The organism is Leisingera sp. ANG-Vp (assembly GCF_000813725.1).
Lineage (GTDB): Bacteria > Pseudomonadota > Alphaproteobacteria > Rhodobacterales > Rhodobacteraceae > Leisingera.
The window spans coordinates 74,707-101,154 of record NZ_JWLD01000002.1; the positions used below are offsets into that span (position 1 = coordinate 74,707).

The 26,448-nt window shown below is 58.1% G+C and carries 22 protein-coding genes and 1 tRNA gene; 16 read left to right on the plus strand and 7 right to left on the minus strand.

The annotated features are described in order from the left end of the window. Positions 1 to 5 precede the first annotated feature (5 nt). On the plus strand, positions 6 to 803 hold the full coding sequence (locus tag RA20_RS00530) for a class II glutamine amidotransferase (RefSeq protein ID WP_039123652.1): 798 nt from the start codon (positions 6 to 8) through the stop codon (positions 801 to 803). Here RA20_RS00530 and RA20_RS00535 read toward each other — a convergent pair. Genes RA20_RS00535 through RA20_RS00545 form a run of 3 tightly spaced genes read right to left on the minus strand, consistent with a single transcriptional unit; the run spans position 800 to position 2,861 of the window. Further along, positions 800 to 1,969, minus strand: coding sequence for an HD domain-containing protein (locus tag RA20_RS00535; RefSeq protein WP_039123653.1), 1,170 nt, complete (start codon positions 1,967 to 1,969; stop codon positions 800 to 802). The two genes, RA20_RS00530 and RA20_RS00535, sit on opposite strands and share 4 nt — an antisense overlap. Beyond that, positions 1,966 to 2,208 carry a hypothetical protein gene (locus RA20_RS00540; RefSeq protein WP_039123654.1) on the minus strand — a complete coding sequence of 81 codons (243 nt, stop codon included), beginning with the start codon at positions 2,206 to 2,208 and terminating at the stop codon, positions 1,966 to 1,968. Before RA20_RS00540 ends, RA20_RS00535 begins: the two co-directional genes overlap by 4 nt. Next, positions 2,208 to 2,861, minus strand: a complete 654-nt coding sequence (locus RA20_RS00545; protein ID WP_039123655.1) for an alpha/beta hydrolase — start codon at positions 2,859 to 2,861, stop codon at positions 2,208 to 2,210. The genes RA20_RS00540 and RA20_RS00545 overlap by 1 nt, the downstream gene beginning before the upstream one ends. A gap of 186 nt (positions 2,862 to 3,047) precedes the next feature. On the opposite strand from RA20_RS00545, the gene RA20_RS00550 reads away from it, so the two are divergent. The 9 genes from RA20_RS00550 to RA20_RS00590 all read left to right on the plus strand — a co-directional run bounded on the left by RA20_RS00550 (position 3,048) and on the right by RA20_RS00590 (position 10,965). Beyond that, positions 3,048 to 3,506, plus strand: a complete 459-nt coding sequence (locus RA20_RS00550) for an Rrf2 family transcriptional regulator (RefSeq protein WP_039123656.1) — start codon at positions 3,048 to 3,050, stop codon at positions 3,504 to 3,506. Between the two features lie 129 nt (positions 3,507 to 3,635). After that, entirely contained in the window at positions 3,636 to 4,679 is a 1,044-nt protein-coding gene (locus tag RA20_RS00555) for a cysteine desulfurase family protein (protein ID WP_039123657.1), read from the plus strand. 15 nt (positions 4,680 to 4,694) lie between these two features. Further along, positions 4,695 to 6,218 carry a Fe-S cluster assembly protein SufB gene (gene sufB, locus RA20_RS00560; protein WP_039123658.1) on the plus strand — a complete coding sequence of 508 codons (1,524 nt, stop codon included), beginning with the start codon at positions 4,695 to 4,697 and terminating at the stop codon, positions 6,216 to 6,218. A 38-nt stretch (positions 6,219 to 6,256) separates the two neighbouring features. Further along, the gene (locus tag RA20_RS00565; RefSeq protein ID WP_039123659.1) at positions 6,257 to 6,571 is read left to right on the plus strand and encodes a YbjQ family protein; all 315 of its coding nucleotides are present in this window, start codon (positions 6,257 to 6,259) and stop codon (positions 6,569 to 6,571) included. Positions 6,572 to 6,647: 76 nt separating this feature from the next. Beyond that, positions 6,648 to 7,406, plus strand: coding sequence for a Fe-S cluster assembly ATPase SufC (gene sufC, locus RA20_RS00570; protein WP_039123660.1), 759 nt, complete (start codon positions 6,648 to 6,650; stop codon positions 7,404 to 7,406). Beyond that, positions 7,406 to 8,686, plus strand: a complete 1,281-nt coding sequence (locus tag RA20_RS00575) for a SufB/SufD family protein (RefSeq protein ID WP_039123661.1) — start codon at positions 7,406 to 7,408, stop codon at positions 8,684 to 8,686. The genes sufC and RA20_RS00575 overlap by 1 nt, the downstream gene beginning before the upstream one ends. Further along, complete coding sequence (locus RA20_RS00580; protein ID WP_039123662.1) at positions 8,686 to 9,171, plus strand: YIP1 family protein; 486 nt, start codon at positions 8,686 to 8,688, stop codon at positions 9,169 to 9,171. Before RA20_RS00575 ends, RA20_RS00580 begins: the two co-directional genes overlap by 1 nt. Next, a complete protein-coding gene (locus tag RA20_RS00585) occupies positions 9,168 to 9,752 on the plus strand; it encodes a YIP1 family protein (protein ID WP_039123663.1) in 585 nt (194 codons plus the stop codon). Before RA20_RS00580 ends, RA20_RS00585 begins: the two co-directional genes overlap by 4 nt. Then, positions 9,745 to 10,965: a cysteine desulfurase gene (locus tag RA20_RS00590; protein ID WP_039123664.1), complete on the plus strand. Its 1,221-nt coding sequence runs from the start codon at positions 9,745 to 9,747 to the stop codon at positions 10,963 to 10,965. The genes RA20_RS00585 and RA20_RS00590 overlap by 8 nt, the downstream gene beginning before the upstream one ends. Before the next feature lie 66 nt (positions 10,966 to 11,031). Here the strand turns inward: RA20_RS00590 and RA20_RS00595 are convergent, their stop codons facing one another. The 3 genes from RA20_RS00595 to tmpA are packed head-to-tail and all read right to left on the minus strand — an operon-like array spanning position 11,032 to position 13,428. Beyond that, positions 11,032 to 11,697 (minus strand): ureidoglycolate lyase, encoded by a 666-nt coding sequence (locus RA20_RS00595; RefSeq protein WP_039123665.1) that lies wholly within the window; start codon positions 11,695 to 11,697, stop codon positions 11,032 to 11,034. Continuing rightward, complete coding sequence (gene tmpB / locus RA20_RS00600) at positions 11,694 to 12,290, minus strand: (R)-1-hydroxy-2-trimethylaminoethylphosphonate oxygenase (protein ID WP_039123666.1); 597 nt, start codon at positions 12,288 to 12,290, stop codon at positions 11,694 to 11,696. The genes RA20_RS00595 and tmpB overlap by 4 nt, the downstream gene beginning before the upstream one ends. Positions 12,291 to 12,294: 4 nt before the next feature. Next, on the minus strand, positions 12,295 to 13,428 hold the full coding sequence (gene tmpA, locus RA20_RS00605) for a 2-trimethylaminoethylphosphonate dioxygenase (protein WP_039123667.1): 1,134 nt from the start codon (positions 13,426 to 13,428) through the stop codon (positions 12,295 to 12,297). A gap of 98 nt (positions 13,429 to 13,526) precedes the next feature. On the opposite strand from tmpA, the gene RA20_RS00610 reads away from it, so the two are divergent. After that, the gene (locus RA20_RS00610; RefSeq protein ID WP_039123668.1) at positions 13,527 to 14,396 is read left to right on the plus strand and encodes a LysR family transcriptional regulator; all 870 of its coding nucleotides are present in this window, start codon (positions 13,527 to 13,529) and stop codon (positions 14,394 to 14,396) included. A 33-nt stretch (positions 14,397 to 14,429) separates the two neighbouring features. Here the strand turns inward: RA20_RS00610 and RA20_RS25225 are convergent. Next, positions 14,430 to 14,501 (minus strand) — tRNA-OTHER (locus tag RA20_RS25225). Between the two features lie 377 nt (positions 14,502 to 14,878). On the opposite strand from RA20_RS25225, the gene RA20_RS00615 reads away from it, so the two are divergent. The 5 genes from RA20_RS00615 (at position 14,879) to RA20_RS24485 (ending at position 26,115) form a co-directional block, all read left to right on the plus strand. Further along, on the plus strand, positions 14,879 to 16,621 hold the full coding sequence (locus tag RA20_RS00615) for a DNA/RNA non-specific endonuclease (RefSeq protein ID WP_039123669.1): 1,743 nt from the start codon (positions 14,879 to 14,881) through the stop codon (positions 16,619 to 16,621). 83 nt (positions 16,622 to 16,704) lie between these two features. Next, complete coding sequence (locus RA20_RS00620) at positions 16,705 to 17,187, plus strand: hypothetical protein (RefSeq protein ID WP_039123670.1); 483 nt, start codon at positions 16,705 to 16,707, stop codon at positions 17,185 to 17,187. Positions 17,188 to 17,870: 683 nt separating this feature from the next. Then, complete coding sequence (locus RA20_RS25630; protein WP_193748745.1) at positions 17,871 to 19,586, plus strand: hypothetical protein; 1,716 nt, start codon at positions 17,871 to 17,873, stop codon at positions 19,584 to 19,586. A 10-nt stretch (positions 19,587 to 19,596) separates the two neighbouring features. Next, positions 19,597 to 19,983 carry a toxin-activating lysine-acyltransferase gene (locus tag RA20_RS00635; protein ID WP_039123672.1) on the plus strand — a complete coding sequence of 129 codons (387 nt, stop codon included), beginning with the start codon at positions 19,597 to 19,599 and terminating at the stop codon, positions 19,981 to 19,983. An 18-nt stretch (positions 19,984 to 20,001) separates the two neighbouring features. Next, positions 20,002 to 26,115 (plus strand): hypothetical protein, encoded by a 6,114-nt coding sequence (locus RA20_RS24485; protein WP_052248760.1) that lies wholly within the window; start codon positions 20,002 to 20,004, stop codon positions 26,113 to 26,115. Positions 26,116 to 26,448: the final 333 nt, after the last annotated feature.

Genomic DNA, 26,448 nt, shown 5'->3' on the forward strand with positions numbered 1-26,448 from the left:
ACTACATGTGCCGATGGGCTGCTTACACCGGATCCGAGATTTTTCTAGAAGATGTAATCTCCAAGCCCGCGCATTCGCTGATTGTGCAGAGCCAGCGCGCAGTAGAGGCCAAAACGGTGACAAATGGTGACGGGTTCGGCGTCGCCTGGTACAGCCACCGGGAAGAGCCCGGCCTTTACCGTGATGTCTATCCGGCCTGGTCCGACTGCAATCTGCGCGCCCTGGCGAACCAGGTTCAATCCGGTCTGTTCCTCGCTCATGTGCGCGCTTCCACCGGATCGGCCACAAGCCGAAACAATTGCCATCCCTTTGCTGCCGGGCGCTGGAGTTTCATGCACAACGGCCAAGTGGGCGGCTTCGAGAACTTCCGCCGCCACGCTGACATGTGCATTCCGGATGAGCTTTATGAGTACCGCCGGGGTGCCACTGACAGCGAGGTTCTTTTTCTGCTGGCTTTGTCCGAAGGACTGGATGAGGATCCCAAGGCGGGGCTGGAGCGTGCGGTTGCCCGGATGGAGGCGCTGTCCCGCGCCCGGGGAACAACGCCGCACATGCGCTTGTCCATTGCGATGTCCGATGGGGAGCGGCTGTTTGCAGCCCGCTATTCTTCTGACCGGATTGCGCCGACAGTCTATTACCGCTGGAGCGAATGCATGAACGGCTGGGCGGTGGTGTCTGAGCCGTTGGAGCAAAGCGGTCACGCCTGGAGTGAGCTGAAACCCGGAGAATTTCTGACGCTGACCAGAGAGCGGTCTGAGGTCGAGCCCTTTTGTCCGAAACTGCCTGAAAAGGCGGGGCGTTAAAGGCGCCCAGCCTCGCGGAACCAAGGTTCTACTTTCGCCCGTACAAAACTCCAGACATCCGGTGCCCCGCGGCTGACTTTGCCGCCGACCCGGGCGTCTAGCTGCCGCAAGCTGACGTTATAGTCGACCCAGCTGCCGCCGCCGTTCAGCAGGTTCAGCAGAACTGGCTGAACCCTGTCAATCGACTTGGCGAAAACGGCATCCGGGCTCTGTGCTGCCTCGAACTCTTTCCAGACGGCAAGCAGCGGCGCGCCTTGTTCCTGAGGCAGCATGCCGAACAAGCGGATTGCAGCGGATTCTTCCTCTTCCGCTTTTGCGGCAAGCGCCTCTGCGCTGACGGCTCCGTGGATCGGAGTATCGCCTGCGTCGATTTCCACCAGATCATGCAGCAGCAGCATTTGCAGCACCCGGTCTGCATCGATCTGTGTGGCACTGTGTTCTGCCAGCACCCAAGCGTAAAGCATGATGTGCCAGCTGTGTTCCGCTGAGTTTTCATGGCGTGAACCGTCGCCCAGCTTGGAGGCGCGCGTGATCAGCTTCAGCTTATCCGCTTCGTTCAGGAAGGGCAGGCGGGCTGTCAGCGGGCTGCAGTCGTAACCCGTGCCATCTTCCAGCAAATCAAGCGCGTGGTGATAGGCTTCGGGCAGATCCTGCTCCAGCGCAGCTGCACGGCCGCCATGCAGGTTCTGGCGCACAACATCGATGTGCCAGTCCAGCGGCTTGGCGCCGTAAAGGGTCTGGAAAATCGGCTGGCAGTGATCCACCCGCTTTGCAAACTGTGCATCCGGGCTTTCAGAGGTTTCGAATTCCTGCCAAAGCTTGAGGAACTCAGTGCTTTGATCTTTTGGCAGCAGGCCAAAAAGGCGCTGCGCTGCTGCCTGTTCTGACTTTGCAACTGCGTCCCAGTCAACCTCGTCTGTAATCGGGTGGTCGCCGGCATCAATCTCCACCAGGTCATGCAGCAGCAGCATCCGGATGGCACGAAAGACATTGACCTCCGGTCCGGCAAATGGCGCCAGAACCAATGCGTAAAGTGCGAGGTGCCAGCTGTGTTCTGCAGAATTCTCGCGGCGGCTGCAGTCGATGATCAGGTTTTGGCGCTCGATACCGCGGAGCTTGTCCGCCTCGAGCAGAAACGCGAATTGAGCGTCCAGACGGGTGCTCACGCTTCCCCCTTCGTTTCCAGCTGCGCCTGAAGCGCGCTGACTTTCTGATTGAGGAACTCGCGCGCCTTGCGTTCAGCCAGGCGCACGCGCATTTCAGTCAGGAAGGCTTCTTCCAGAGATTGGGAGGCGGCGCCAAGAACCTGGCCCACCTCCACATACAGGCGCTCCTCGCCGGCAGCGTCCTGAACTTTCAGGGTATCGACCGCCAGTTTCTGGGCCAGCGTTTCGATGGTGCCCATCAGCGGGTGTTCTCCGTCAGGCGGCGCTTCACGTAATCGGTCACATCGCCGATCATCGTGTCCATATGCGGCTCCTGGAAGAAGTGGTCTGCACCCTCGATCTCGTTATGAGTGATGGTGATGCCTTTTTGCTCATGCAGCTTGCCCACCAGGCTGGCGGTATCCGCAGGCGGCGCCACGCGGTCGGCGGTGCCGTTGATGATCAGGCCCGAGGAGGGGCAGGGCGCCAGGAAGGAGAAGTCGTACATGTTGGCAGGCGGTGCCACCGAGATGAAGCCGGTGATTTCCGGGCGGCGCATCAGGAGCTGCATGCCGATCCAGGCGCCGAAGGAGAAGCCCGCAACCCAGCAGTGCTTGGAGTTGGAGTTCATCGACTGCAGGTAATCCAGAGCCGATGCGGCATCCGACAGCTCGCCAACGCCCTGGTCGTATTCGCCCTGGCTGCGGCCGACACCGCGGAAATTGAACCGCAGAACCGTAAAGCCCATGTTGTAGAACGCATAGTGGAGGTTGTAGACCACCTTGTTGTTCATGGTGCCGCCGAATTGCGGATGCGGATGCAGCACAATGGCGATGGGGGCGTCTTTTTCTTTTTGCGGGTGATAGCGGCCTTCGAGGCGGCCTTCGGGTCCAGGAAAGATGACCTCGGGCATGGGCGGTTAAAATCCTACTCTCGTTGTCGGTCTGCCAGCAGAAAACTTGACGGGTTCCGTCAGGCATCTTAGAACAGTTCTAATCATGGGCGCGGGCCAAGCCATGCACCGTCAGGGTGAGATACGCACAGACGGTGGCGAGGTCAATGTTTTCGCACGCAAGGGGCCCGTTTCGAGGGGTAAATTATGAAGCTTTCCACCAAAGGGCGCTATGCGATGGTTGCGCTGGCGGATATCGCACTGCAATCTCAGGACGCGTTGGTGCCGCTGGGCGACATTTCCAAACGGCAGGACATTTCACTTCCGTATCTGGAACAGCTGTTTGTAAAGCTGCGCCGGGCAGGGCTCGTTGACTCGGTGCGCGGCCCTGGCGGCGGTTACAAGCTGGCGAGGCCGGCATCGGAAATCCGCGTGGTGGATGTGCTGTCTGCCGTTGATGAGACCGTTGACGCAATGCACAAAGGTGCCGGCGCCTCCGGGGCGCTGTCCGGGAGCCGGGCTCAGTCGCTGACCAACCGTCTGTGGGAAGGGTTGAGCGCACATGTCTATGTGTTCCTGCACCAGACCCGCCTGTCCGACGTGATCAAAAACGATTTGGCGCCGTGCCCGGCTGTCCCAAGTCTGTTTGCCGTTGTGGATGACTGAGGTGCCGGTCCTTGCGTCCAAATACCCTGCCGCGTCCGGTGTGTCTCTCGTTCAATCTGTGCGGGAAGTCTTTGCGAAATGCTGCAAGGCAGCGTATGACGCGGCAGTGTTCCGCAAAAAGATGACTCTATGAAACGGGTTTACCTCGATCATAACGCCACCGCGCTGCTTCGGGCCGAGGCAAAAGCTGCAATGATTGCTGCGATGGATGTTTGCGGCAATCCGTCCTCGGTCCATTCTGAAGGCCGGGCCGCAAAGGCGCTGGTCGAGAAAGCGCGGGCGCAGGTTGCGGCTGCTTTCGGGGCGGATGGCGCGGATATCGTGTTCACTTCCGGCTCGACCGAAGGCGCTTCGCTGGCCTTGGCGGGCCGTGATCTTCACGGATCCCCTGTGGAGCATGATGCAGTGCGGGCCTGGACTGTTGAGGATCTTGCCGTGAGCCCGGAGGGGGCTGTTCAAATAGGCGCGCCAGAGCGGTCTGCCGTTCAATTGGCAAACTCTGAAACAGGCATCGTTCAGCACCTGCCCGAGGGGCTGGCTGTAACGGATGCGACCCAGGCATTTGGCAAGCTGCCGGTGGCGTTTAATTGGCTGGGCGCCGAAATGGGGCTGATTTCCGCGCACAAACTGGGCGGCCCCAAGGGCATCGGCGCCGTTGTGATCAAGCGCGGCACGGATTTGCCTGCCCAGATCAAGGGCGGAGGCCAGGAAATGGGGCGCCGCTCCGGCACCGAAAATGTCATTGGAATCGCGGGCTTCGGGGCTGCAGCTGAAGCGGCCGCAAAAGATCTGGCAAATGGTGTCTGGGATAGGGTTGCAGAACTTAGAAATATTCTAGAAAAGGCTCTTGTGGCTGGCACAAGCCATACTATTTTTGTCGGGAAGGATCAGAAGCGGCTGCCGAACACTTTGTGTTTTGCGACACCGGGCTGGAAGGGCGAAACCCAGGTCATGCAGATGGACCTCGCCGGTTTTGCGATCAGTGCGGGAAGCGCCTGTTCCTCCGGCAAAGTGCGCGCCAGCGCGGTGCTGACCGCCATGGGATATGACGAGGCCACAGCTCAAGGCGCGGTACGCGTGTCGCTGGGGCCGGAAACGACAGAAGAAGATGTGCTGCGCTTTGCCGATGCGTGGCTGCAAAAAGAAAAGAAACATCGCGCCCGCGCGGCGTGAGTGAGGAGACGACAAATGGCCGCTTTGGACCAGACCCAAGTCAAAGAAGGTGTTGACCAGGAAACCGTGGACGCCGTCCGCGAGGTTGGCGGTGCTTACAAATACGGCTGGGAAACCGATATCGAGATGGAATACGCGCCCAAGGGCGTGAACCCCGATATCGTCAAGCTGATCTCGGAAAAGAACGAAGAGCCGGAATGGATGACCGAATGGCGCCTGCAGGCTTTTGAACGCTGGGAGCAGATGGACGAGCCCGACTGGGCGATGGTCAGCTATCCGGAAATCGACTTCCAGGACCAGTATTACTACGCGCGCCCGAAATCGATGGAAGTGAAGCCCAAGTCGCTGGATGAGGTCGACCCCAAGCTTCTGGCCACCTATGAAAAGCTGGGTATCCCGCTGAAAGAACAGATGATTCTAGCAGGCGTCGAAGGCGCAGGCGACACCCCGGAAGAAGGCCGCAAGGTCGCCGTGGACGCGGTGTTCGACTCTGTTTCTGTCGGCACAACCTTCCAGAAAGAGCTGAAAGAGGCGGGCGTCATCTTCTGCTCCATCTCCGAAGCAATCCGTGAGCATCCGGAACTGGTCAAGAAGTATCTCGGCTCCGTTGTTCCGGTCTCCGACAATTTCTATGCGACGCTGAACTCGGCCGTGTTCTCGGATGGCTCCTTTGTCTATGTGCCGCCGGGCGTGCGCTGCCCGATGGAGCTGTCCACCTATTTCCGCATTAACGCGGAAAACACCGGCCAGTTCGAGCGCACCCTGATTATTGCCGACAAGGGCTCCTACGTGTCCTACCTGGAAGGTTGCACCGCGCCGCAGCGCGACACGGCACAGCTGCACGCCGCCGTGGTGGAAATCATCATCGAAGAAGACGCCGAGGTGAAATACTCCACCGTCCAGAACTGGTATCCGGGCGACGAGAACGGCAAGGGCGGCATCTACAACTTTGTGACCAAACGCGCCGACTGCCGCGGCGACCGGTCCAAGGTGATGTGGACCCAGGTGGAAACCGGTTCTGCCGTGACCTGGAAATACCCCTCCTGCATCCTGCGCGGCGAGGAAAGCCAAGGCGAGTTCTACTCGATCGCCATCGCCAACAACATGCAGCAGGCCGACACCGGCACCAAGATGGTGCACTTGGGCAAAAACACCAAGTCGCGCATCGTGTCCAAAGGCATCTCTGCGGGCAAGGCGCAGAACACCTACCGCGGTCTGGTGTCGATGCACCCAAAAGCGAAGAACTCGCGCAACTACACCCAGTGCGACAGCTTGCTGATCGGCGACAAATGCGGCGCCCACACGGTTCCCTATATCGAGGTCAAGAACAACTCCTCCCGCGTGGAGCATGAGGCGACCACCTCCAAGGTGGATGACGACCAGCTGTTCTACTGCCGCCAGCGCGGTATGGACGAGGAAGAGGCGGTGGCCTTGGTGGTCAACGGCTTCTGCAAGGACGTGCTGCAGGCGCTGCCGATGGAGTTCGCCATGGAAGCCCAGCAACTGGTTGCGATTTCGCTGGAAGGGTCTGTCGGCTGATGGCAGGCCCCTGGGCATCACCGCAAGGAGGCAGAAACATGATCGTCACAACGACCAACAGCGTCGAAGGCTACCAGATCGCCGAATACAAAGGCATCGTGGTGGGCGAGGCGATCATGGGCGCCAATGTGGTGCGCGATGTCTTTGCCTCGATCACCGACATCGTTGGCGGCCGCTCCGGGGCCTATGAAAGCAAGCTGCAGGATGCGCGCGAAACCGCGCTGGCAGAGCTGGAAGACCGCGCCCGGGCCAAGGGCGCCAATGCCGTGGTGGGCGTTGATCTGGATTACGAAGTGGTCGGGCAGTCCATGCTGATGGTCTCGGCCAGCGGCACCGCGGTGGTGCTGGGTTAGGAATGAAACGGCCCTGCAGGGGCCATGGGAATATCGCGGGCCGCAGGCCTGCAAGACATGTGAGACGAGGAAGAAAATGCTCGAAATCAAGAACCTGCAAGTCAAGCTTGAAGATGAAGACAAGCAGATCCTGAAAGGTCTGGACCTGAAGGTCGAGGCTGGCAAGGTGCACGCCATCATGGGGCCGAACGGCTCGGGCAAGTCGACCCTGTCTTATGTGCTCTCGGGCCGTGACGGCTATGAGGTCACCGAAGGCTCCGCCACTCTCGAAGGCGAAGACATTCTCGAGCTGGAGCCGGAAGAGCGCGCCGCTGCGGGCATGTTCCTGGCATTCCAGTACCCGGTGGAAATCCCCGGCGTTGGCAACATGACCTTCCTGCGTACTGCGGTGAACGCACAGCGCAAGGCCCGCGGCGAAGAGGAACTGTCGGCCTCTGACTTCCTGAAAGAAGTGCGCGCCAAGGCAAAAACGCTGAAGATCGACGCCGACATGCTGAAGCGTCCGGTCAACGTCGGCTTCTCCGGCGGTGAAAAGAAGCGCAACGAGATCTTGCAGATGGCGATGCTGGAGCCGAAGCTCTGCATCCTGGACGAGACCGACTCCGGCCTCGACGTGGACGCGATGAAACTGGTGGCCGAGGGCGTCAACGCCCTGCGCGACGAAAACCGCGGCTTCCTGGTGATCACCCATTACCAGCGCCTGCTGGACCACATCAAACCTGACGTGGTGCACATCCTGGCCGGCGGCCGTATCGTGAAAACCGGCGGTCCCGAGCTGGCGCTGGAAGTCGAAAACAACGGCTATGCCGGCATCCTGGCCGAGGTGGACGCATAATGGCACTGCCCGAAGCAAAGCAAACCGCAACCGAGGCGCGGCTGGCCGCGCTGGAGCTGCCCGAGGGCGGCTGCCTCAAGGCAGCGCGCCAGGCCGCGTTGTCGCGGGTCCAGACCATGGGCCTGCCGAGCCGTCGCGACGAGTACTGGAAGTACACCCGCCCCGACACACTGACCGCGGCAGAGGTCTCCAAGGCCGCTGTGTTCGAGACCGGCGAAGCCCCGATGTTCGACGGCTTTGACCGCCTGAAGGTGGTTTTCGTGGACGGTGTCTTTGACGCAGACGCCTCGGACGATCTGTCTCTGGAAGGGATTTCCATCGAGCGCATTGCCGACATCTGCGAGAAAGATATCCATTGGGCCAAAGACTTGTACGGTGTTCTTGAAGCACGCGGACAGACTCCTGTTCAGCGCCCGCTGGCCGCACTGAATACAGCCTTTGCCACCGATGGCGTGGTCATCCATGTGACAGGCACGCCCTCCAAGCCGGTGAACCTGGTTTACCGCCACGCGGATGAGGCGTCTGACGCGATCCTGCACCATGTGATCAAGGTCGACAGCGGCGCATCCGCAACGATCCTTGAAAACGGCCCGGCTGCAGCGCGGTTCAACAAGTGCATGGAAATCGACGTGGCCGACGGCGGTGCTCTGCATGTGGTGCGGGCGCAGGGCCGGGACCACGAACGCCGTGCAGCGACCCACATGTTTGCCCGGCTGGGAACCGAGTCTGTGTTCAAGTCCTTTACCCTGACCGTGAACGGCGTGCTGACCCGCAACGAAGCTGTGGTTGAATTGACCGGCGACGATGCGGTTGCGCATATCGCGGGTGCCTGCGTCGGCGACGGCGACTTCCACCACGATGACACCGTCTTCATCACCCACGACGCGGTGAACTGCGAAAGCCGCCAGGTGTTCAAGAAGGTTCTGCGCAACGGTGCAACCGGTGTGTTCCAGGGCAAGATCCTGGTAAAGGAAGGCGCGCAAAAGACTGACGGGTATCAGATTTCCCAGTCGCTGCTGCTGGACGACGACAGCCAGTTCCTGGCAAAGCCAGAGCTGGAAATCTATGCTGACGACGTTGCGTGCTCTCATGGCTCCACCTCAGGCGCGATCGATGAGGAAGGCCTGTTCTACCTGCGCTCGCGCGGGGTTCCCAAGGCGGAGGCCACTGACCTGATGACGCTGGCCTTCCTTGCCGAAGCGGTGGACGAAATCGAGGATGCAGATGTGGCAGGCGCCATCATTGAGCGTCTCGAAGGCTGGCTGGCCCGGCGCCACTGATGTCTGTCACCACGGATATCCCGGCAACCTACAAGGGGCCGCGCAAGGTGTTTGCGCGGCTTCTGAGCATGGGCGCCCGTGAGGATCGGCTGCTGATCTTTCTGATCAGCGGCTGTGTGCTGGTTTTTGTCTCGCAGATGCCGGTGCGGGCCCGCGAAGCGCATCTGACCGGGCAGGAATTGAACATGCTGTTAGGCAGTTCGCTGCTCGCTTGGGTCTTCATTGCACCGCTGGTGCTGTACGTGCTCGCGCTGATTGCTCATTGGGTTGCAAGGGCTGCGGGTGGAAAGGGCGATGCTTACCGTGCGCGGCTGGCGCTTTTCTGGGCCTTTCTAGCGGCCAGCCCGCTTATGCTGCTGAACGGATTGGTTGCGGGGTTCATTGGCGCAAGCACAGCGCTGAACCTGGTCGGAGCGTTGTGGCTTGCGGCGTTCCTGTGGTTCTGGGTGTCTGGCATGATCCAAGGCTATTGGGCGAAACAATGAACGGATTGGCCGCCTTTGCCTTACTGACGCTGAAAGCCCCAAAGGACGCAGCCCAGCAGATCCTGGCACAGGATTGGCCGCGCGAAGCGTTGTGGACGGCCTATCTGCTCTCTGTGGTGCTGAACACTTGCGTCTACACGGTGCAGCAGATCCTGTTTCCGCTGCCGCCTGAAATCCTGTTGCCGAATTTTACGCCAGGTGCGTATTTCGCCGTTGTCTTTGTGCTGCAGCTTGGGTTCATCGCCATGCTGGCTACAACCGGACGCTGGCTGGGCGGCCAGGGAAACCTGGCATCCTTGCTGGCACTGGTAACTTGGCTGCAACTGCTGCAGGCCGGTCTTAACGGCGCAATCGTTGCTGTGTTTTTGGTTTTGCCGCCGCTTGCTTCGCTGCTGAATATCGCTGCAAATGTCGTCGTGTTCTTTATCCTCTTGCACTTTGTGAATGCGGCGCACAGGTTCGGGTCCGTGTGGCGTTCGCTTGGCGTGGTTCTGATGGCCAGCGTTATTCTTGTGTTTGCTCTTCTCTTTCTTGTGGGCCTGATCGGCCCTGCTAACCTGGGGTTGCCCGAAAATGTATGACGTGGACAAAATCCGTGCCGACTTTCCGATCCTGTCGCGTGAGGTGAACGGCAAGCCGCTGACCTATCTCGACAACGGCGCCTCGGCTCAGAAACCGCAGGCTGTGATCGACGCGGTAACAAAGGCTTATGCCGAGGAATATTCGAACGTTCACCGTGGCTTGCACTTCCTTTCTAATCTATCGACTGAAAAGTACGAGGCCGTCCGCGGTATCATTGCGCGCTTTCTGAACGCGGGCGACGAGAACACAATCGTGCTGAATTCCGGCACTACCGAGGGCATCAATCTTGTGGCCTATGGCTGGGCCATGCCGCGGTTCGAAGCGGGTGACGAGATCGTGCTGTCGGTGATGGAACACCATGCCAACATCGTACCCTGGCACTTCCTGCGCGAACGTCAGGGGGTGGTGCTGAAGTGGGTGGATGTGGCAGACGACGGCAGCCTCGATCCGCAAAAGGTAATCGATGCGATTGGCCCCAAGACGAAGCTGGTCGCGGTCACCCAGTGCTCCAATGTTTTGGGCACCGTGGTGGACGTCAAAGCAATCACCCAGGGGGCCCATGCAAAGGGTGTGCCGGTGATGGTCGACGGATCGCAAGGCGCGGTGCATATGCCCGTCGACGTTCAGGACATCGGCTGCGATTTCTATGCGATCACCGGCCATAAGCTCTACGGCCCTTCGGGATCCGGTGCGATCTACATCAAGCCTGAGCGCATGGCCGAGATGCGCCCCTTCATTGGCGGCGGCGATATGATCAAGGAGGTCTCCAAAGAGGAGATCATCTACAACGATCCGCCGATGAAGTTCGAAGCCGGCACACCGGGCATCGTGCAGACCATCGGCCTGGGCGTGGCGCTGGAGTACATGATGGCGCTTGGCATGGAGAACATCGCCAAGCACGAAGGGGACTTGCGGGACTACGCTCTGGAGCGGCTGACCGGTCTCAACTGGATCAACGTGCAAGGGCAGGCACCTGGAAAGGCTGCGATATTCAGCTTCACCATGGAAGGTGCCGCGCATGCGCATGACATCTCGACGATCCTGGACAAGAAGGGCGTGGCAGTACGTGCCGGCCATCACTGCGCCGGGCCGCTGATGGATCATCTGGGCGTCTCCGCCACCTGCCGCGCGTCCTTCGGCCTTTATAACACCAAGGACGAGGTCGACACGCTGATAGATGCGCTGGAGCTAGCGCACGAATTGTTCGCCTGACCCCGGCAAGTGCCCAACAAAAAAACGGCGCCGCATCGGGCGCCATTTTCATTTCCAAGCAGAGTGTTACCCTTGGATCTTGTCTTCTCGCAGCGGGCAGGACAGGTAGACGCCAAACTCATTGCCCACGTCGCAGCTGACCCGCGCATGCACTTTGCCTTGGCGATCCAGAAACCGCTGGTTGTCTTCCACCGGAAAGATGCCCTCGTGCCAGATATTCGGGTGGATATAGAGCCCCTTGGATCCGTCGCACCAGAAGGCCACAACCTTTTCCGGTCTCAGGTCATCCCCGGGCAGCGCCGCCGGGATGATGAAGGGCTTGTTGTCCAGCGGATAGAACAGCTGGCCGCCGTCGGGGTGGTAATTCATGTGCCATAGCAGCACCTGGTCGCGCGGCGCGGTCTGCGACTCCACTTGGGCTTTTTGCGGGTCGGCGGACCAGCCCAGCACATAGTTGCCGTTGACCGCTTCATTTTCGCCGTACAGCACGTCTCCGCGCCAGTCTCCGCGGAAGGTGCCCTCGACCCAGCCGGCCTCGTCTCCAGTGCCGTCATCGATCGGGCGCCAGCCCTGGGCGGGCCATTGCACGATTTCGATCTCGAAGGTCTCCGGGTCGTCGACCAGACAGCCATAGCCTTTGACGCTTTCCTCAGTGGCCCGGATCAGCGGCACCTCGTGCCAGGGCAGCGAGGGTTTGGAGCTGGCTTCAAAGATGTACTCGGGCGCGCTCATGCCTTGGCGCCCAAATGTTTATCGACCATCCGCTGCACCATCGGCGCAAAGTGCCAGTAGTCCGGCGTTTCCATGTCGGCGCGCTTGCCGGCCTCATCCAGATAACGCACCGCGATGATCTGCTTGAGGTTGGGGTTTTTCTCCATTTCAGCCACTTCCTCAGCGTTCATCGGCCCGCCTTGCAGGTTCAAGGAATGGATGGAAGCCTCTGACAAACGGTCAAAATACTCCGGCTTGGTCGCGCAAAGGTAGCGTTTGGCCGCCACATGGTAACGCACGCAGTCAGTGATCACCGAGGGGAAGAACTGTTCGAGAACCTCGGCGCCGGCTTCCTCATGAAAGCGGTCCTCAGTGTCGTCCATGGAGAAAGTGCCGAACTCGCTGGTGAAATGGCCGATATCGTGGAGAAGCGCCCCCACGATGATCTCTTCCGGCTGGTTGTTCTGTTCGGCAATGGTGGCGCCCTGCAGCATGTGCTCCGTCATGGTGACCGGCTCGCCCAGGTATTCTTCGTCACCGCGGCGGTCAAAGATATCGCCAATGAAGGCGACGATATTGTCCTGAGTCAGCTTGCTGAAATCCGGCTTGCTCATGGCTTCAGCCCTCCAGTTGGGCGTTCAGCACGTTCAAGGTCGACAGCAGGCCGTCCTTGTCAGCGTAGCAGCCCTGCAGCCAGCGCGAACCGGAACCGGAGTAGCCCAGGCGCGCATGCATCACGCGGGTGTTGTCGACGATGAAGCTTTCGCCGGGCTCCAGCTTGAAAGAGACCCCCATGTCCGGATCGTCGATGAACTCTCCCAGGCGGCGGTAGGCGGCGTAGTATGCCTCCATCTTTTCGAACGGAATATCGACAAACGGTGCCGAGGAGCGGTTGTTGAAGCGCATGCCGACCATTTGGCCATCGGGGGACAGCTCGATCATCGGGCGGCGCGAGCGCAGGTGCACACCGTCGGACCCCTTGTATTCGAACCGGGCCGGATAGCCTGCCAGCAGGGCAAAGCCTTCGGGGTTTTCCGCCTTCAAGCGTTCTGCTGCGCGGAAGCCGTCCACAACGATGCTTTCGCCGCCCTCGGCCGAGTTTTCCAGGCAGTAAAGGATCTGCAGCGACGGCACCGGATCGCGGTAGGGGTTGTCGGTGTGCGCCTGCAGGCCCAGACCGGTATAGGCGAGATTGGTCGGGTTCACCTCGGTGCGGACCTCGAAATACTTGCCGTAGTTGGTTTCGCGGACAAATCCGAACATCTCGGCGTTTTCGACCAGTGCGCCTTCGGTGATCGGGCCGTTCACCAGCTTGGCAAAGCCAAGACGGGCAATGGAATCCAGCCAGTCGCGTTTTACCTTGGGATTGGACTTCACTTCTGTCCAGTCGAAGGCAGGCGCGGGCTGGCTGCTGTTCCAGGTCTCGATACCCGGTGCCACACGTCCGAATTCCGTTTCCTGGTCAATGTCATACGCGTTTTCCTTCAACCACTTTCCCGGGAAGGCGACGGTCTTGCCTTCCGGTGCAAAGGTCACGGTCAGCGCGCCGTTTTCCACCAGTGCGGTGCTGATTTTGGTGTCTGCCGGAATGTCGCCGATGGTGATCAGCCGCTGGCCGTTGCCGGGCGACCGGGTCTCGGGATCCAGTGCGTTGTCGCGCAGCCAGATCGCGTGAAAGCGGCACTGCTGGCCGTCTTCAAATGTCAGGGTCAGAAAGCTGCCGGAAGCGTCAGCGGTCACGGAACGGGGCATGGTGTTTCTCCGGTTGGCCTTGTTCGTGCTTGCTTAGCTAATGTGCCTGAGCCATCAAGAGAACGACGGAAATCGGGGTTTGAGAGTTAGGTTTTCTAATGGCCAAGAAAGTCACCAAACAGGGGCTGCCGCCGCTCGACTGGCTCAAAGTGTTTGAAGCGGCCGGCCGGCATGGCAGCTTCACCGCCGCGGCGGAGGAATTCGGTGCCACACAGGCCGCAGTCAGCCAGCGGATCCGCAATCTGGAATCCTGGCTGGGGCGTCAGCTCTTTATCCGCTCCGCGCGCGGTGTGGCCCTGACCGTGGACGGGGAGAGCTATCTTCCCCTGGTGCACGATTCCCTGCGGGCGCTGGAACTGGGAACAGAAAACATTTTCGGCCAGACCGTCCGGGAGCTGCGGATCGCGGCGTCGCCCTCCCACCTGGAACTGCTCCTGCTTCCGCGGCTGGGAGTTTTCTCCAGAAAGTATCCCGAATTGCGTATTGTTACCGAAACGGTGCCGAAGCGGCTTGAATTCGAAGCCGCAGAAGGTGCTTTGCACATCCGCTATGGCCGAGGCGGCTGGGATGGGCGCGAAGGTGTGCTGCTGGCCAATGAAGTGCTTCAGCCTATGACGGCGCCGGGATTGGGACAGAATTGGCGGCAGCTTCCGGTTATCGAATTGCGCGGCGAACGGCCGGGCTGGGCTGAGTGGGCCCGGGTGACCGGAGAGCCTGAGCCGGAGTCCGGACAGGTGTCCGTAGATTCCATGGCTCATGCTTTGCGGGCCGCCCGGCTGGGGATGGGCGTGGTTCTTGGATCGCAGGCATTGGCATCCAATTTGCTGCAAACCGGACAATTGGAACGTGCACAGGCGCCGGAACTTTCGACAATCGATGGCTATTGGCTGACATGGCCGCCCAGCCTTGGGAAATCGTCACGCCAGAAGGCGCTGCTGGACGCACTCAAAACCGCACTGCTAGCATGAACGTCAACGGAGTTTCATGGGTCTGTCGGAAAGTGGCGCACCCATGAGGATTCGAACCTCAGTCCTCTGCCTTCGGAGGGCAGATCCAGCCGAAATTATCTCTATTTGTTAGCTATTTACCCTACGTTTGTGCAGTGTTGGGTGTTTCAGTCCAGGGCGTAACTGTTACGCATAACAGAAACCAACAAAGTAGTCAGTGATACGTACCAAGTCAGAAATAAGTGTAAGCCTGAAATGCGGTTTTTTCGGCGACAGTCACTTGATTTCAGTGATTTGAAGAACCTCTTGGCATTCCACCAATAAGTGAGCTGGCAACAAATTGGTTGCCTAATCGTTAAGGTGCTGCAATCCTTGATCGCGTGTGTTGGGGGTTCTTCCCCCTAAGGTCGAGCTCTTCGTAAAGAAACGAGCCCGCAGCGATGTTACTCGTTAAGCCCGTGTTTCTAGGGCGAACTCGCCATCAAAAGAGGTTGGAACTTGAGATGGACAATACAGTTATTCACCCTGCCTGCGCCCACCAATCCCACTTGGTAGATTTGCATTTATGGCGAGGGGCGCCTCAAAATCTTGACGGTGATCGGCAAATCCAAATTTTGGTGAACCACGGCTACATCGCCGGATTTTGCCCAGAACGTATGCAGCCGGCATGGGTGGGTTACCGGGTCGCTTACGCTAGTCAGGACGTCGACTATGATCGCCCTCTGATGTACTACGATGACACGAGGTTGGATGAAAACCTGAGGGTTGGACGAAGAACCTTTGGAAAGCTTGGTGGGGTTCAGCTGAACGTTGGGCATATGGCGCCCAATGAAGTGATCAACCGCCAATTTGGGCGATTAGCTCAAATGGAAACCTTCCTAATGTCCAATATGAGCCCGCAGTACGGCTCCTTGAACAGTGGTGTTTGGCTTGAGCTTGAGGACGCCATTCGGGAGATCAAAGACGAAAAAGGCAAGGACCATGTCTGGGCGCTTGTAGGCCCCATCTTCGGTGACGACCCGGCGTCAATACGAAGAGGGCATGGCAAGTACGTCCAGGTTCCGGAAGCCTATTTCTGCATTGTCGTGGATCCTCATAGCTATCCGTTTGATACGCCGTCCAAAGTACACATGGATTGCTTCATAATTCCGCAGAACGCACCTCGCCGCGCTGGCCCGGAAGACTTTCCTGCTACGCTCGAAGAGATTGAGGAAGCGACTGGCTTGCGCTTCTTCGAATCTTGGGGCCGCGACTTTCCGGTGGCACTCCTGAAAAAAACTGACAAGCCTAGCTACAAGAGCCGTTTGGCGATGGCCTTAAAAAAGGTGAGCAAGAGGACGGCGGAGCAAAAAGAAGCACTTCATTCGGCTCAACCGAACGCTGACACCATTGAGGGTCTTATTGATGACTTGAAGGAAGAGGCCGCGGCTATTTGGGGCCAGCGCGAGGCTCTGACGGCTGAAGACCTTGAACGCGCCAGAACGCTTCAACATACCATCTCCTGGCTGCTTCGCGCTCGCGACATTGCAAAGCCACCTAAGAAGAAACCAGCCGCCGAAAACTTCGTGACTTACAAGGTGGTTTCCGACATGGGGAACAGGCTCAAGGATGGAGCTCGGACCGCTTGTAATTTTTGGAACCGGTTTGTGACGCCTAAGTACTCTGTTGTGATTAGGTTGGGCACCTTTACCCAGGATGGATACACTATTGCCAGAGCATACAAGCCTTATGCAAAGGATGGCGTTCGATATGGGCGGGTTGATTTCAACACGAAGTACCTGGGGCAGTTCGACGAAGACGAAATCGCGGGCACAATCATTCATGAGATCGGGCATTCACTCGGAATAGGTTGGGAGGAGTGGGAAGCTCTTTTCCACAAGAGTTCTGGAGAGTTTAAGTCCGCTGCGGTTCGTAAACTTCGTGCTCTTAGGGATATGTCGGTAGAGTTGGAAGGCGGACCAGGCACTGCATTGGCTCATTGGGATGAAGACGAGTTCGATAAAGAGCTGATGACAGGATACCAGGACCAAGGTGAGCATGTTCTTCCAGTTACCATCGATTTGATGGAGCTGCTGGGGCATGCAGTGAATGAAAGGCTGGCAGAGCGGACACCGCTAGAGGACCTCTTGAGAGATGCAGCAAGCGTTGTCTTCTCTAGGCAAGATATGGCCCGCAGTTTGGATCTTGATCACTTTGAAAAGACTGAACTGTTCGAGTGTATTCCTCATTCTGCTCCTGTCGACTAGGAGGTGTAGGTAGGGAAGCTCTATTGGTGCGCTGAGCTTCCTTCAATGGCCTTCAGTGCAGAGGCTTGGAAGCTCGGCGAGTGATGTCCATAGACCTTTTCGATGGTCTCGCCCCGCGCAAGATCGAGTTCAAGCGCCAGGGCAAGAAGCGCCACGCCGAGCCGGTCACCAGCGCCTACCTGCCAGGCTACCTCTTCGCGGACATCCCGCCGGAGCTATTGGCCCAGGCCATTCAGTGCCGCGGCCTGAGCCCTTCGTTGATGATGGTCAGCGGGCAGGAGGTCCGTAAGCACGTGCTGCCGTTCTTGGCGAAAGCCGCGGAAGAGAACGCAGAGGCGCAGAGGATCGTCGAGAGCCGGGACAGGGCGGCCATGTGTCAGTTTCAGTCCGGCACCGCGTTGGAGGTGTTGGCCGGGCCATTCATTGGGCGCGTAGTGACCTTCACCAGCATGGTTCAGGCTGCACTCGACTTGCATCCAATGGTGGAAGCTCGAACGCAGATATTCGGCCAGTCGGTTCGGGTTCGGGTTGATCCGTTGGATGTGAAAAGAACAGCATGGGAATAAGCTCGCACTTCTTGGCACTCCATGGTTTGGGTTGGGAGCGTTTCCGAGAAATGGAGGAAGCGGTTGACTTTGGCGGGCTGGGCCCCGGATTCAGGAAAGTTAACGGGTCGACATTCGTCGCATCGCTGGCGCGAAGGCCATACACATTGAGGTGTTTCAACAAACCTCAATCGATCACAACTTTGTGTCCTAGACGTGACGCAACTGTGGCGGTACAGACGTGTGCGTATAACGCGCCATAAGACTGCCGTTAGCTCGTTGGAGCGGCAACCTCGGTAACCGGTAGCGAAGAGATACAGCGTGACAAAAAATGGCTGCCTTTGGAGATATCCGTTCCGCCTAAAGAAAGGCGGAAACAGAAAATTGGGAAAGGATACCCTTGGTTGTAGTGGAGTTCATATCAACACTAGCCGCAGTGCTAGTGATACCGGCCATTATCTTTTCTTTCTGGAGGATTACTCAGAGAGATGAGTACACTGCGTTGCGGGACAGTGGGCAAAAACTGAACCTAAACACTTACAATCTGCGCTTGGGGTTTAAAAGGAAAGAAGATGACCCATTGAGAGAAGCGCACATTAAATTGGCGAAAATCGGGTTCCTGCACTGGCTTCTTATTCCAGTTGCATTCTTTTTGGTTTTCATCCTGACAATGCTAGCAATTTTGATCATTGGAGATACTTGAAATGGGTATTGTTGAAGATACGCTCGAAATTCTCAGAACTGCCGACACACTGTCGGATCGGGCTCTGCGTGACTTGGCCCAAAACCTTCCCTCTGACTACGCGATAACATACACTTTTGCTGCGGAGATTGGCCCAGATGGAGCTCCTTTGAATGCGGGCGCGGAATTGGCGCGAACATGGGTTTATGACTCATCAGGTGGCAGAACTGGGATCACGGTAGGAGCAATTACCGCGGGCACCTCGGACGGCCTACCGTTTGAGGGTGCCGTCGAAATTGGTATTGCTCGTATTGGAGAATCAGGTGTTTCATCAATTAGCGGTTTCGCCGCAACCGTTGAAGGCGGGTTTATTACCGGTGCTGGGTTAACCCTTCCGTTGCGTTTTTTCGATTATGCAGAAACCGCTTTAGAAATGTTTGATTCAGTGACAGCAGGCGACATTGCTGCCGCAGCGGAATTACTGGAAATTGCCCCGGATGGAACAGTACTTTTCTTTTCGAATGGTCTTCAAGGCGGTAGAGGTGTAGAAATCAGCCTTGGAGTATCAGATCGAACTTGGTCCCCAGAAGCCTTAGTAACAGCCTATACGATCGAACAAGCTTTCCAATCGGGACTCTCCGTTCCTGATGCATTGCTAGAACTCCTGGCTAGAAACCCGGAGCTACTAGGAAACGAAGAATTTCAGGAAATGGTTCGGGATGAGATCGCTGGTAAGCTTGGAGCAGACGCGTATCTCAACTTCAATACGCAAGCAACACGAGTGCTTGTCGATTTAGGTCATGCAGATCTTGTGCCGGTTCCCGAAGAACCACTGTGCTTTGCTGCCCAAACCTACATCGACATGTGGCCGCTCGATAACGATCTTAAACTCGGACCGGACGGTATTTTCGATCAGAATGAAGTGCGATCAAAAATCTGGACGAAGCCCATTGAGTCGATCAAAGCTGGCGACATAGTCGTGTCATTCGACGAGAGGGGCAACCTCGTCCCCGGTCCAGTCGCCCAAACTTTCCAGAACGAAGCCAAAATACTGCTGAACTTCCACGGCACCCACGTGACCCCCGGCCACGTCTATTTTCGCCAGGACAGCAAGAAGTCCTGCAAGTTCGAAACCTTGATCGATGTACTGCGCGACGATGGCGTGATCCAGCATCAAGACGGATCGCTGATCCGTGCCGCTACCAACGTGCCCGTTGGCGATCCGCGCGACGGTTTCGTAAAAGCAGTCACAGGGCCCCGCAATGCCGACGGTAGCGTGGAAGTCCGGGACCAGGGCCGCATCCGGCTTGGAACCCGTTTCATCGTGAACGGCAAACGCTCTTTTGCCGTGGCTGATCTGATCGAAGCTATGGGCGGAATTGTTGGAGAAGACGGGCTGATCCGGTTTGACGATGGCGCTTCGATGCCGTTCCATTGGGAATCCGGCGATACGCTACCGAAGCCTGAGGATTATATTCTCGAATGCTCTGGCACAACTTTGGAAGACATTTACAAAGCTGCGGAATGGGAAGATCAACGCCCGCAAATGCCTGCGCCTGCGGTTCTGGATGGCGGACCGGTACAGCCGTTGTCTGATGCCGCGCTTTCCACCATGCCTCGCAATGAGCCGCTGGAGATTAAACCAGCTGCACCTGCGGGGGAGAGACAGACGCTCAATCGCAAACAGCGCCGGGCGCTGGCCAGCAAGGGCCGGTCCCTGCCGCGGCAGTTGAACTGAGGGTACCTGCATGACGGATCAGAAGGGCACGTTTCCCACCGTTGACGCACAGACCTTTGCATCTGTCATGGGCCAGGCTGTCTGGCTCATGGCAATGTCCAAGGACCACCGCGAGTTGCCGATCAAAACTGTCGAGGAACTGCTGTCGCCGGCGATCCTGTTGAAGCAGTTCCGACTGTATTCGCAAGGCAAGCAGCCACTCGCCTTTGTTATCTGGGCCAGCGTGTCCGACGAAATCAAGGCGCGGCTAGACAGCGGCGGGAAGTTGCAGGAGCTGACCGAGTGGCGCTCGGGGGCAAACATTGTCGTTGTTGAATGTATTTCGCCGCTGCATCCGGCAGACACATTCATTGAGAAATTCATGGCTTCCGCTCAGGAAGCCCAGGCGAACGCATAAGCGCAAAAAGAGATTCTAATGACCGATATTCTGATCCCGGCAGGGACCCGTATTGCTGCATTTGACGCAACCGCTGCTATGCAAGCCATTGGCGCCGGCGGCAGTACTGGAGCGGCTCTGGATTTTACCGAAGGCTCTCGGCTGAGCACCTCGGGGCACAAAGTCTACAACTTCGAGGTGGCAGGTACCCACACCTACATAGCCGATGGCATCCGGGTGCATAACAAGTCGGTTTTGTCATTTTTGACACCCGGGGAAACTATCGTTCCGGGTTCGTGGAAGGACACAGACGGAGACGGGGACTGGGATTACTACCTAGCCATTGTGGATGATGGATTTGGTATTGTTGAAGTCGTGTCCCAGAACGGTGAAAACGAAGACACAACCATCGTAACAAAAGACTACGTTTACACGCGTGACGGTAAGCGTATTCAGCTGGTTCAGGAGGATACAATTGTCCGGAACCCAGAAACGGGCGACGAGGTTGTCACGAGTGTCCTCACACACGCGGATTTGGACGGGATGCGCTTCGGCGAGCAAACCGCCCAGGCCCTGACGCCGTTCCTGGCCAGGGCTCTTATTGGCGACGACGCTGGGTTCCTGGAAACTGTGGCCGTCGACACAATTCTTGACACAGTGCTTGGCAACCTCGGCGAGGCTGGGGGCGGGATTCTCCATCACAGCTTCCTCGAGGCGGACACCAATGGAACTGTTATCGAGCGGCTTACGGAAATCAGTTTCGAAGACTTTGGCAGCGAGCTGGTTCTCAACGGTGTGAACAGTACGGTTTCGGTTATCAACAGCCTGATCATGGCTGAGATTTTTGAGAGCGTCGAAGTTGACGGCGTTCCGGGTGCCATCTTTGAAGCTGCCACAAGTGCAGGACTAAACGTTCTGCTGTCCAACGGTGCAGACAAGCTGCTGGAGAGCCTTTTTGGGCACCTGCCTGCGGACAGCTTCTGGGGAGGGATTTCACAAAGCTATTCCGGCGCAACCCTTCCGGATCCGCTCACATTGGTTGTCAATGCGGTGATCAATGAAATTCTTCCTGATCTGGAAACCTTTGAGGGTGCGCTAGCCTCCGCCGGTACAACTGCGCTTACAACTGCTTACTTGATGGCGACATTCGAGAAAATGGCAACCTATGTTGCTGGCCCAATCGGTGCCGTTGTTGGTTTGTTGGTCGGAAAGGTCTTTGATTTCCTCTTTGACAAGGACCCTCAGGCCTGGACCAATGTCGGCTTCGACGAGGAAACAGGCCGGTTCAAGGTGCTGGATACCTGGCAGGACGACGGCGGCAATGTAGAGCTGTCACGCAGTCTGGCGGAAACCTATGTCGAGGGCATGAACGGCTTCATTGATGCAGTTAAAGCCCAAAGCCACAATTTTGATGATCTGGGACAGTGGTCCTTTGGACACTATGAAAGCGCACTGAAGAACGCTGGCGCCGGCGGGCAGACGTTTGCCGATTTCCAGGCGACCTATATCAACGCCTATGTGAATGACTTGGCTGATGTTCAGCTGCAGGATGGCCAAAGGACGGCGGTGAGAGCGCTTGAGGCGATCGAAGTGGAACGCCTGATGCATGAGTTTCAAAACTTCGGCAAGTACAAGGGGGTTCTGGATGCGGTCGCGGCTATGGAAGAGCCTGGCGCGGGCACTTTCACACTGACCCGCGAGCCGGGTATGCCTGATCATCCCGCTTATGGCTTAACGTTCAGCTGGTCGGCAGATCAGAACTTTTCACAGCGGTTTGAGGCATTCTTGGATGCAGCGGTGAGACAAGCATACGCAACCTTGAAGGCTCAGTTCACCACCAAAGAGCGAGACCTTCCACCGGCAACGGATTGGAATGGTTTGGTTGCAGCAATGCAGGAAGCGTTGCCGTTTTTTGAAATCGCGGAACGGCCCACAAAGATCCACTACGGGGACAAAGTTGATCGTGTGGTTACGGTCTCATGGGAAGAGTTCTTGGAGCCGAAGGTCAAAGTAGAAAAAGATTATTGGGTAACGACTTACGAGCCTCAAAAGATGATTGGTTCGGTATCTCCGATTACTGGTCAGCAGGACATCCTTGATCAATTTGGCATCGAAGAGGCGTTGTTTTTCACTGAGGCGCAGATCTACCAGCTAATTAACTCCAACCTCCAGATCGCTACGGATTACCATAGTTATCTGGAGAACACCGAGGAAGTTAATACGCTAATCACCACCGCACCGAATTCGACCTTGACGGCAGGCTGGATTGCGACGCTGACGGCGGCAGAAGAAATGGGGCTGAATGATCGCTACAACCTGACCGGCGACGGCATTGATAACGTCTTCTACACTGCTGATGGCAACGATGTCATACGCGGTGAAAGCGGGCACGATCTGATCAAGACCTATGGTGGCAACGACAAAATTTATGGTGGCACCGAGTATGACACCATCCATGCCGGGAGCGGAAATGACACGGTCTGGGGCGACAATGGCCGCGACGTCATCTACTTGGAAGAAGGTGATGATGTCTTCCATGACAACGATCAGAATGACACCCATGGCCGTGACATAGTTTATGGCGGCGGCGGCGAGGATACGCTGAACGGCGGAGGGGGCAACGACACGCTGCATGGCGGTGGCGGAGCCGACTCCATCGTGGGCGGCATCGGCCATGACGAGATTAATGGCGGAACCGAGTATGACACCATCCAGGCCGGAGATGGAAACGACACCGTTTGGGGCGGCAACGGGCGGGACAGTATCGGTCTCGGCGATGGCGATGACATCTTCTGGGACAACGATCAAAAAGGTGAAGCCGGCCGTGACACCGTCAATGGCGGAAATGGCAAGGATGTGCTCAACGGTGCTGGCGGTGCGGATGAGCTCTATGGCGGCAGCGGTGAAGATACTGTCATTGGCGGGGCCGGGAATGACGCGCTCTATGGCGGCGGTCAGGACGACGAGCTTTACGGCGGCAGCGGCGACGATACGCACAAAGCCGGCGACGGGAATGATCTTCTGCGTGATGATGGCGGCAAGGATTCTTTCGACGGCGGCAGCGGTGAAGACACGGTGTCCTACTTCGGTCACGGCGCAGGGATGACGGTTAACCTGGACACCGGTGCTAACAGCGGCGGCGACACCTATGTCAGCATTGAGCACCTGGAGGGATCGGACCTCGCGGCTGACTATCTGACGGGCAATTCCGCTGGAAACTGGCTGAACGGCCAATCCGGCAGCGATACCCTGGCTGGGCTGGCGGGACAGGACACGCTGCGCGGTGAGCAGGGCAACGACAAGCTCTACGGCGGTGATGACTACGACCGGCTTTATGGCGACGAAGGCCGGGATACGCTGAAAGGCGGCAACGGTAACGACTTCCTGCAGGGCGGCGCCGGTGCGGACTCGCTGGATGGCGGGTCCGGGCATGACCGGGCGAACTATGCCAATTCCGCTGCAGCGATCTCGATCAACCTGGAAACCGGCACATTCGCTGGCGGCGATGCCGAGGGCGACACGCTGACCTCCATTGAAGAGATCCACGGGTCTGCCTTCGGCGATACCCTGACGGGTGGAACCGGAAACATCAAACTGCACGGCCATGATGGCAATGACCGGCTGCAGGGCAAGGATGGCGCTGACAAGCTGTTCGGCGGTGCGGACAAGGATACCCTGCACGGCGGCGCCGGCAACGACTCCCTCGAAGGCAACGACGGCGACGACCGGCTTTACGGCAACTCGGGGGACGACACGCTTCTGGGCGGTGACGGCGACGATTACCTGCGCGACGACGGCGGCATCGACGTCTTTGACGGCGGCGAGGGTTCGGACACCGTGTCCTATTATGGCCACGGCGAAGGGGTGACGGTGAACCTGAACGATGGATCCAACAGCAGCGGCGACAGCTACACCAGCATCGAGAACGTCCTGGGGTCGAGCAATTTTGCGGACTCTCTGACCGGCAGTTCGGACGCGAACAGGCTAAAGGGCAGCGGCGGCGATGATACGCTGCACGGGCTGGGCGGGACCGACACGCTGGAAGGCGGCAGCGGCGACGACCGCCTGTACGGCGGCAGCGGCAGCGACACGCTTCTGGGCGGCGATGGCAATGACTATCTGCGCGACGAAAACGGCCAGGATAGCTTCGATGGTGGCGACGGCGAAGACACTGTCTCTTACTATGGCGACAGCAGCGGCGTCACTGTGAACCTGGCAACCGGCGCCAACAACGACGGAGACAGCTACAGTAGTATCGAGCACCTGATGGGGTCGAATAAGGCGGCTGATGACCTGACCGGCGATGCCGGGGCGAACCGGCTCCAAGGGTTGATTGGCAACGACACGCTGCGCGGCGGCGATGGCAATGACACACTGCAAGGTGGTGATGGCAATGACATCCTGTCTGGAGAAAGAGGGGACGACCTGCTGGAAGGCGGTGCTGGCAACGACACCCTTCACGCCTCGGCCTCCGGCGAAAATGACTATGGCAAGGATACGCTAGATGGCGGCGCGGGTGATGATGTCCTCTATGGCGCCAACTCCAAACAGCTTCTGGCCGGCGGTGACGGCAATGACACCCTGTACGGCGGCAATGACTATGGATCCGCTGATAAGGATACCCTCAAAGGCGGCGCAGGCAATGACCTGCTTGAATCGGGCCAGACCCGGGCCACGGATGCTTCGCATCAGGCCAATGGTGACCAACTGTATGGCGAAGACGGCGACGATACGCTGAACGGCGGAACCGCGGATGACCGCCTGGACGGGGGCGAAGGCAAAGACCGGCTCTACGGCTTTGAGGGCAGCGACACGCTGCTGGGCGGCGGTGGCAACGACTACCTGCAAGGCGGCGCTGGTGCGGATACGCTGGATGGCGGTAGCGGCTATGACCGGGTAAGCTATGCTGCCTCTGCCGCGGGGGTAGTAGTTGATTTGACCTTGGGCACCGGCAGCGGCGGCGACGCCCAGAATGACACGCTGATCTCGATTGAAGAGGCCTATGGATCTGATTTCAATGACACGCTGACCGGCAACAGTGCCAACAACAAGCTGCATGGTCTGGATGGCAAGGACAAGTTCTACGGCAAAGACGGGAACGACACCATCAATGGCGGCGGTGGCAATGACACACTCTATGGCGACGGTGGCAATGACTCGTTGAATGCCGGAGATGGGGATGACTTCCTACGCGGCGGTACTGGAGCCGACACTCTGGATGGGGGTTCCGGCCGTGACCGAGTGAATTACCAGAGCTCTTCCGCTGGGGTCACAGTCAGCCTGATCACGGGTACGGGCTCTGGCGGTGAAGCGGAAGGGGATGTGCTGAGCAATATCGAGAGGATCTGGGGGTCTGATCACGGCGACACCCTGACTGGCGATGGCGGCGCCAACGATCTTTACGGCTTGCGAGGTGATGACCGGCTAGTTGGTGATGCGGGCAATGACGCGCTCTATGGTGGCGATGGCGACGACACTCTGATCGGCGGTATCGGAGCCGACTCACTATACGGCGGCAGCGGCATCGACCTGGTTAGCTATGAATTTGCTGGCACTGCGGTCACTGTCGATCTGGAAAACAATGCCTCGAATTCTGGCCAGGCGGATGGCGATGTGCTTACCGGCATCGAGAACCTTAAGGGCAGCAGCAAAGCGGATGTCCTGGAAGGCGACAGCGCCGCCAACTTCATCTGGGGTTCCCAGGGCGCCGACTCGATTCGCGGCGAAAGCGGGAACGACACGCTTTACGGCGGCAGCCAGAGCGACACGGTAGACGGCGGAACCGGCAATGACAGCCTGCGCGGCGATGCAGGAAACGATCTGCTGGAAGGCCGCGGTGGCCAGGATACCCTGGACGGCGGCACCCACGCCGACACTCTGCGCGGCGGCGTCGGCAATGACACGCTGATCGGCGGCGGTGGGTCGGATACCTTTGTCTTTGAACGCAATTTCGACCATGACAGGATCAGTGATTTTGCCGACGACAGCGACATGATCGAGCTCCGAGGCATGGGTTTTGCCAATGTCTCTGATGCGCTGAGCAATGCATCGGAAACGGGCGGCAACGTGGTGTTTGACTTCGGAAATGGCGACAAGCTGACGGTTCTGAATACCAGCATCTCGTCGCTTCAGGACGACATCATCCTGACCTGATCAAGTAGACCCAAGCCCCGCGTAACGCCGGGGCTTGGGTCTTGTTTAATAGCAAGTTAGTTTCTTGTGTCATCTCGCTTTATGTTGCGTCTCATCTTGAAGCGGGTTCAGGATGTGGTATATTTCACCAATAACCGAATTGCGCGTGTATCGCATGGCTCCGGGCCTGCCACATGGCGTACCTGACGGGATAATCAGGAACAGATGGAGCTAAAGGGCTCCGTCACTGACGCTCTCATTAGTTGCTATATGTCTACTCTGGATTGCTTTTTTTCAGAGGCAGAGATTACAGATTGCTGGGCAAAGTAAGGTCAAAATAGGAACGCTTATAGA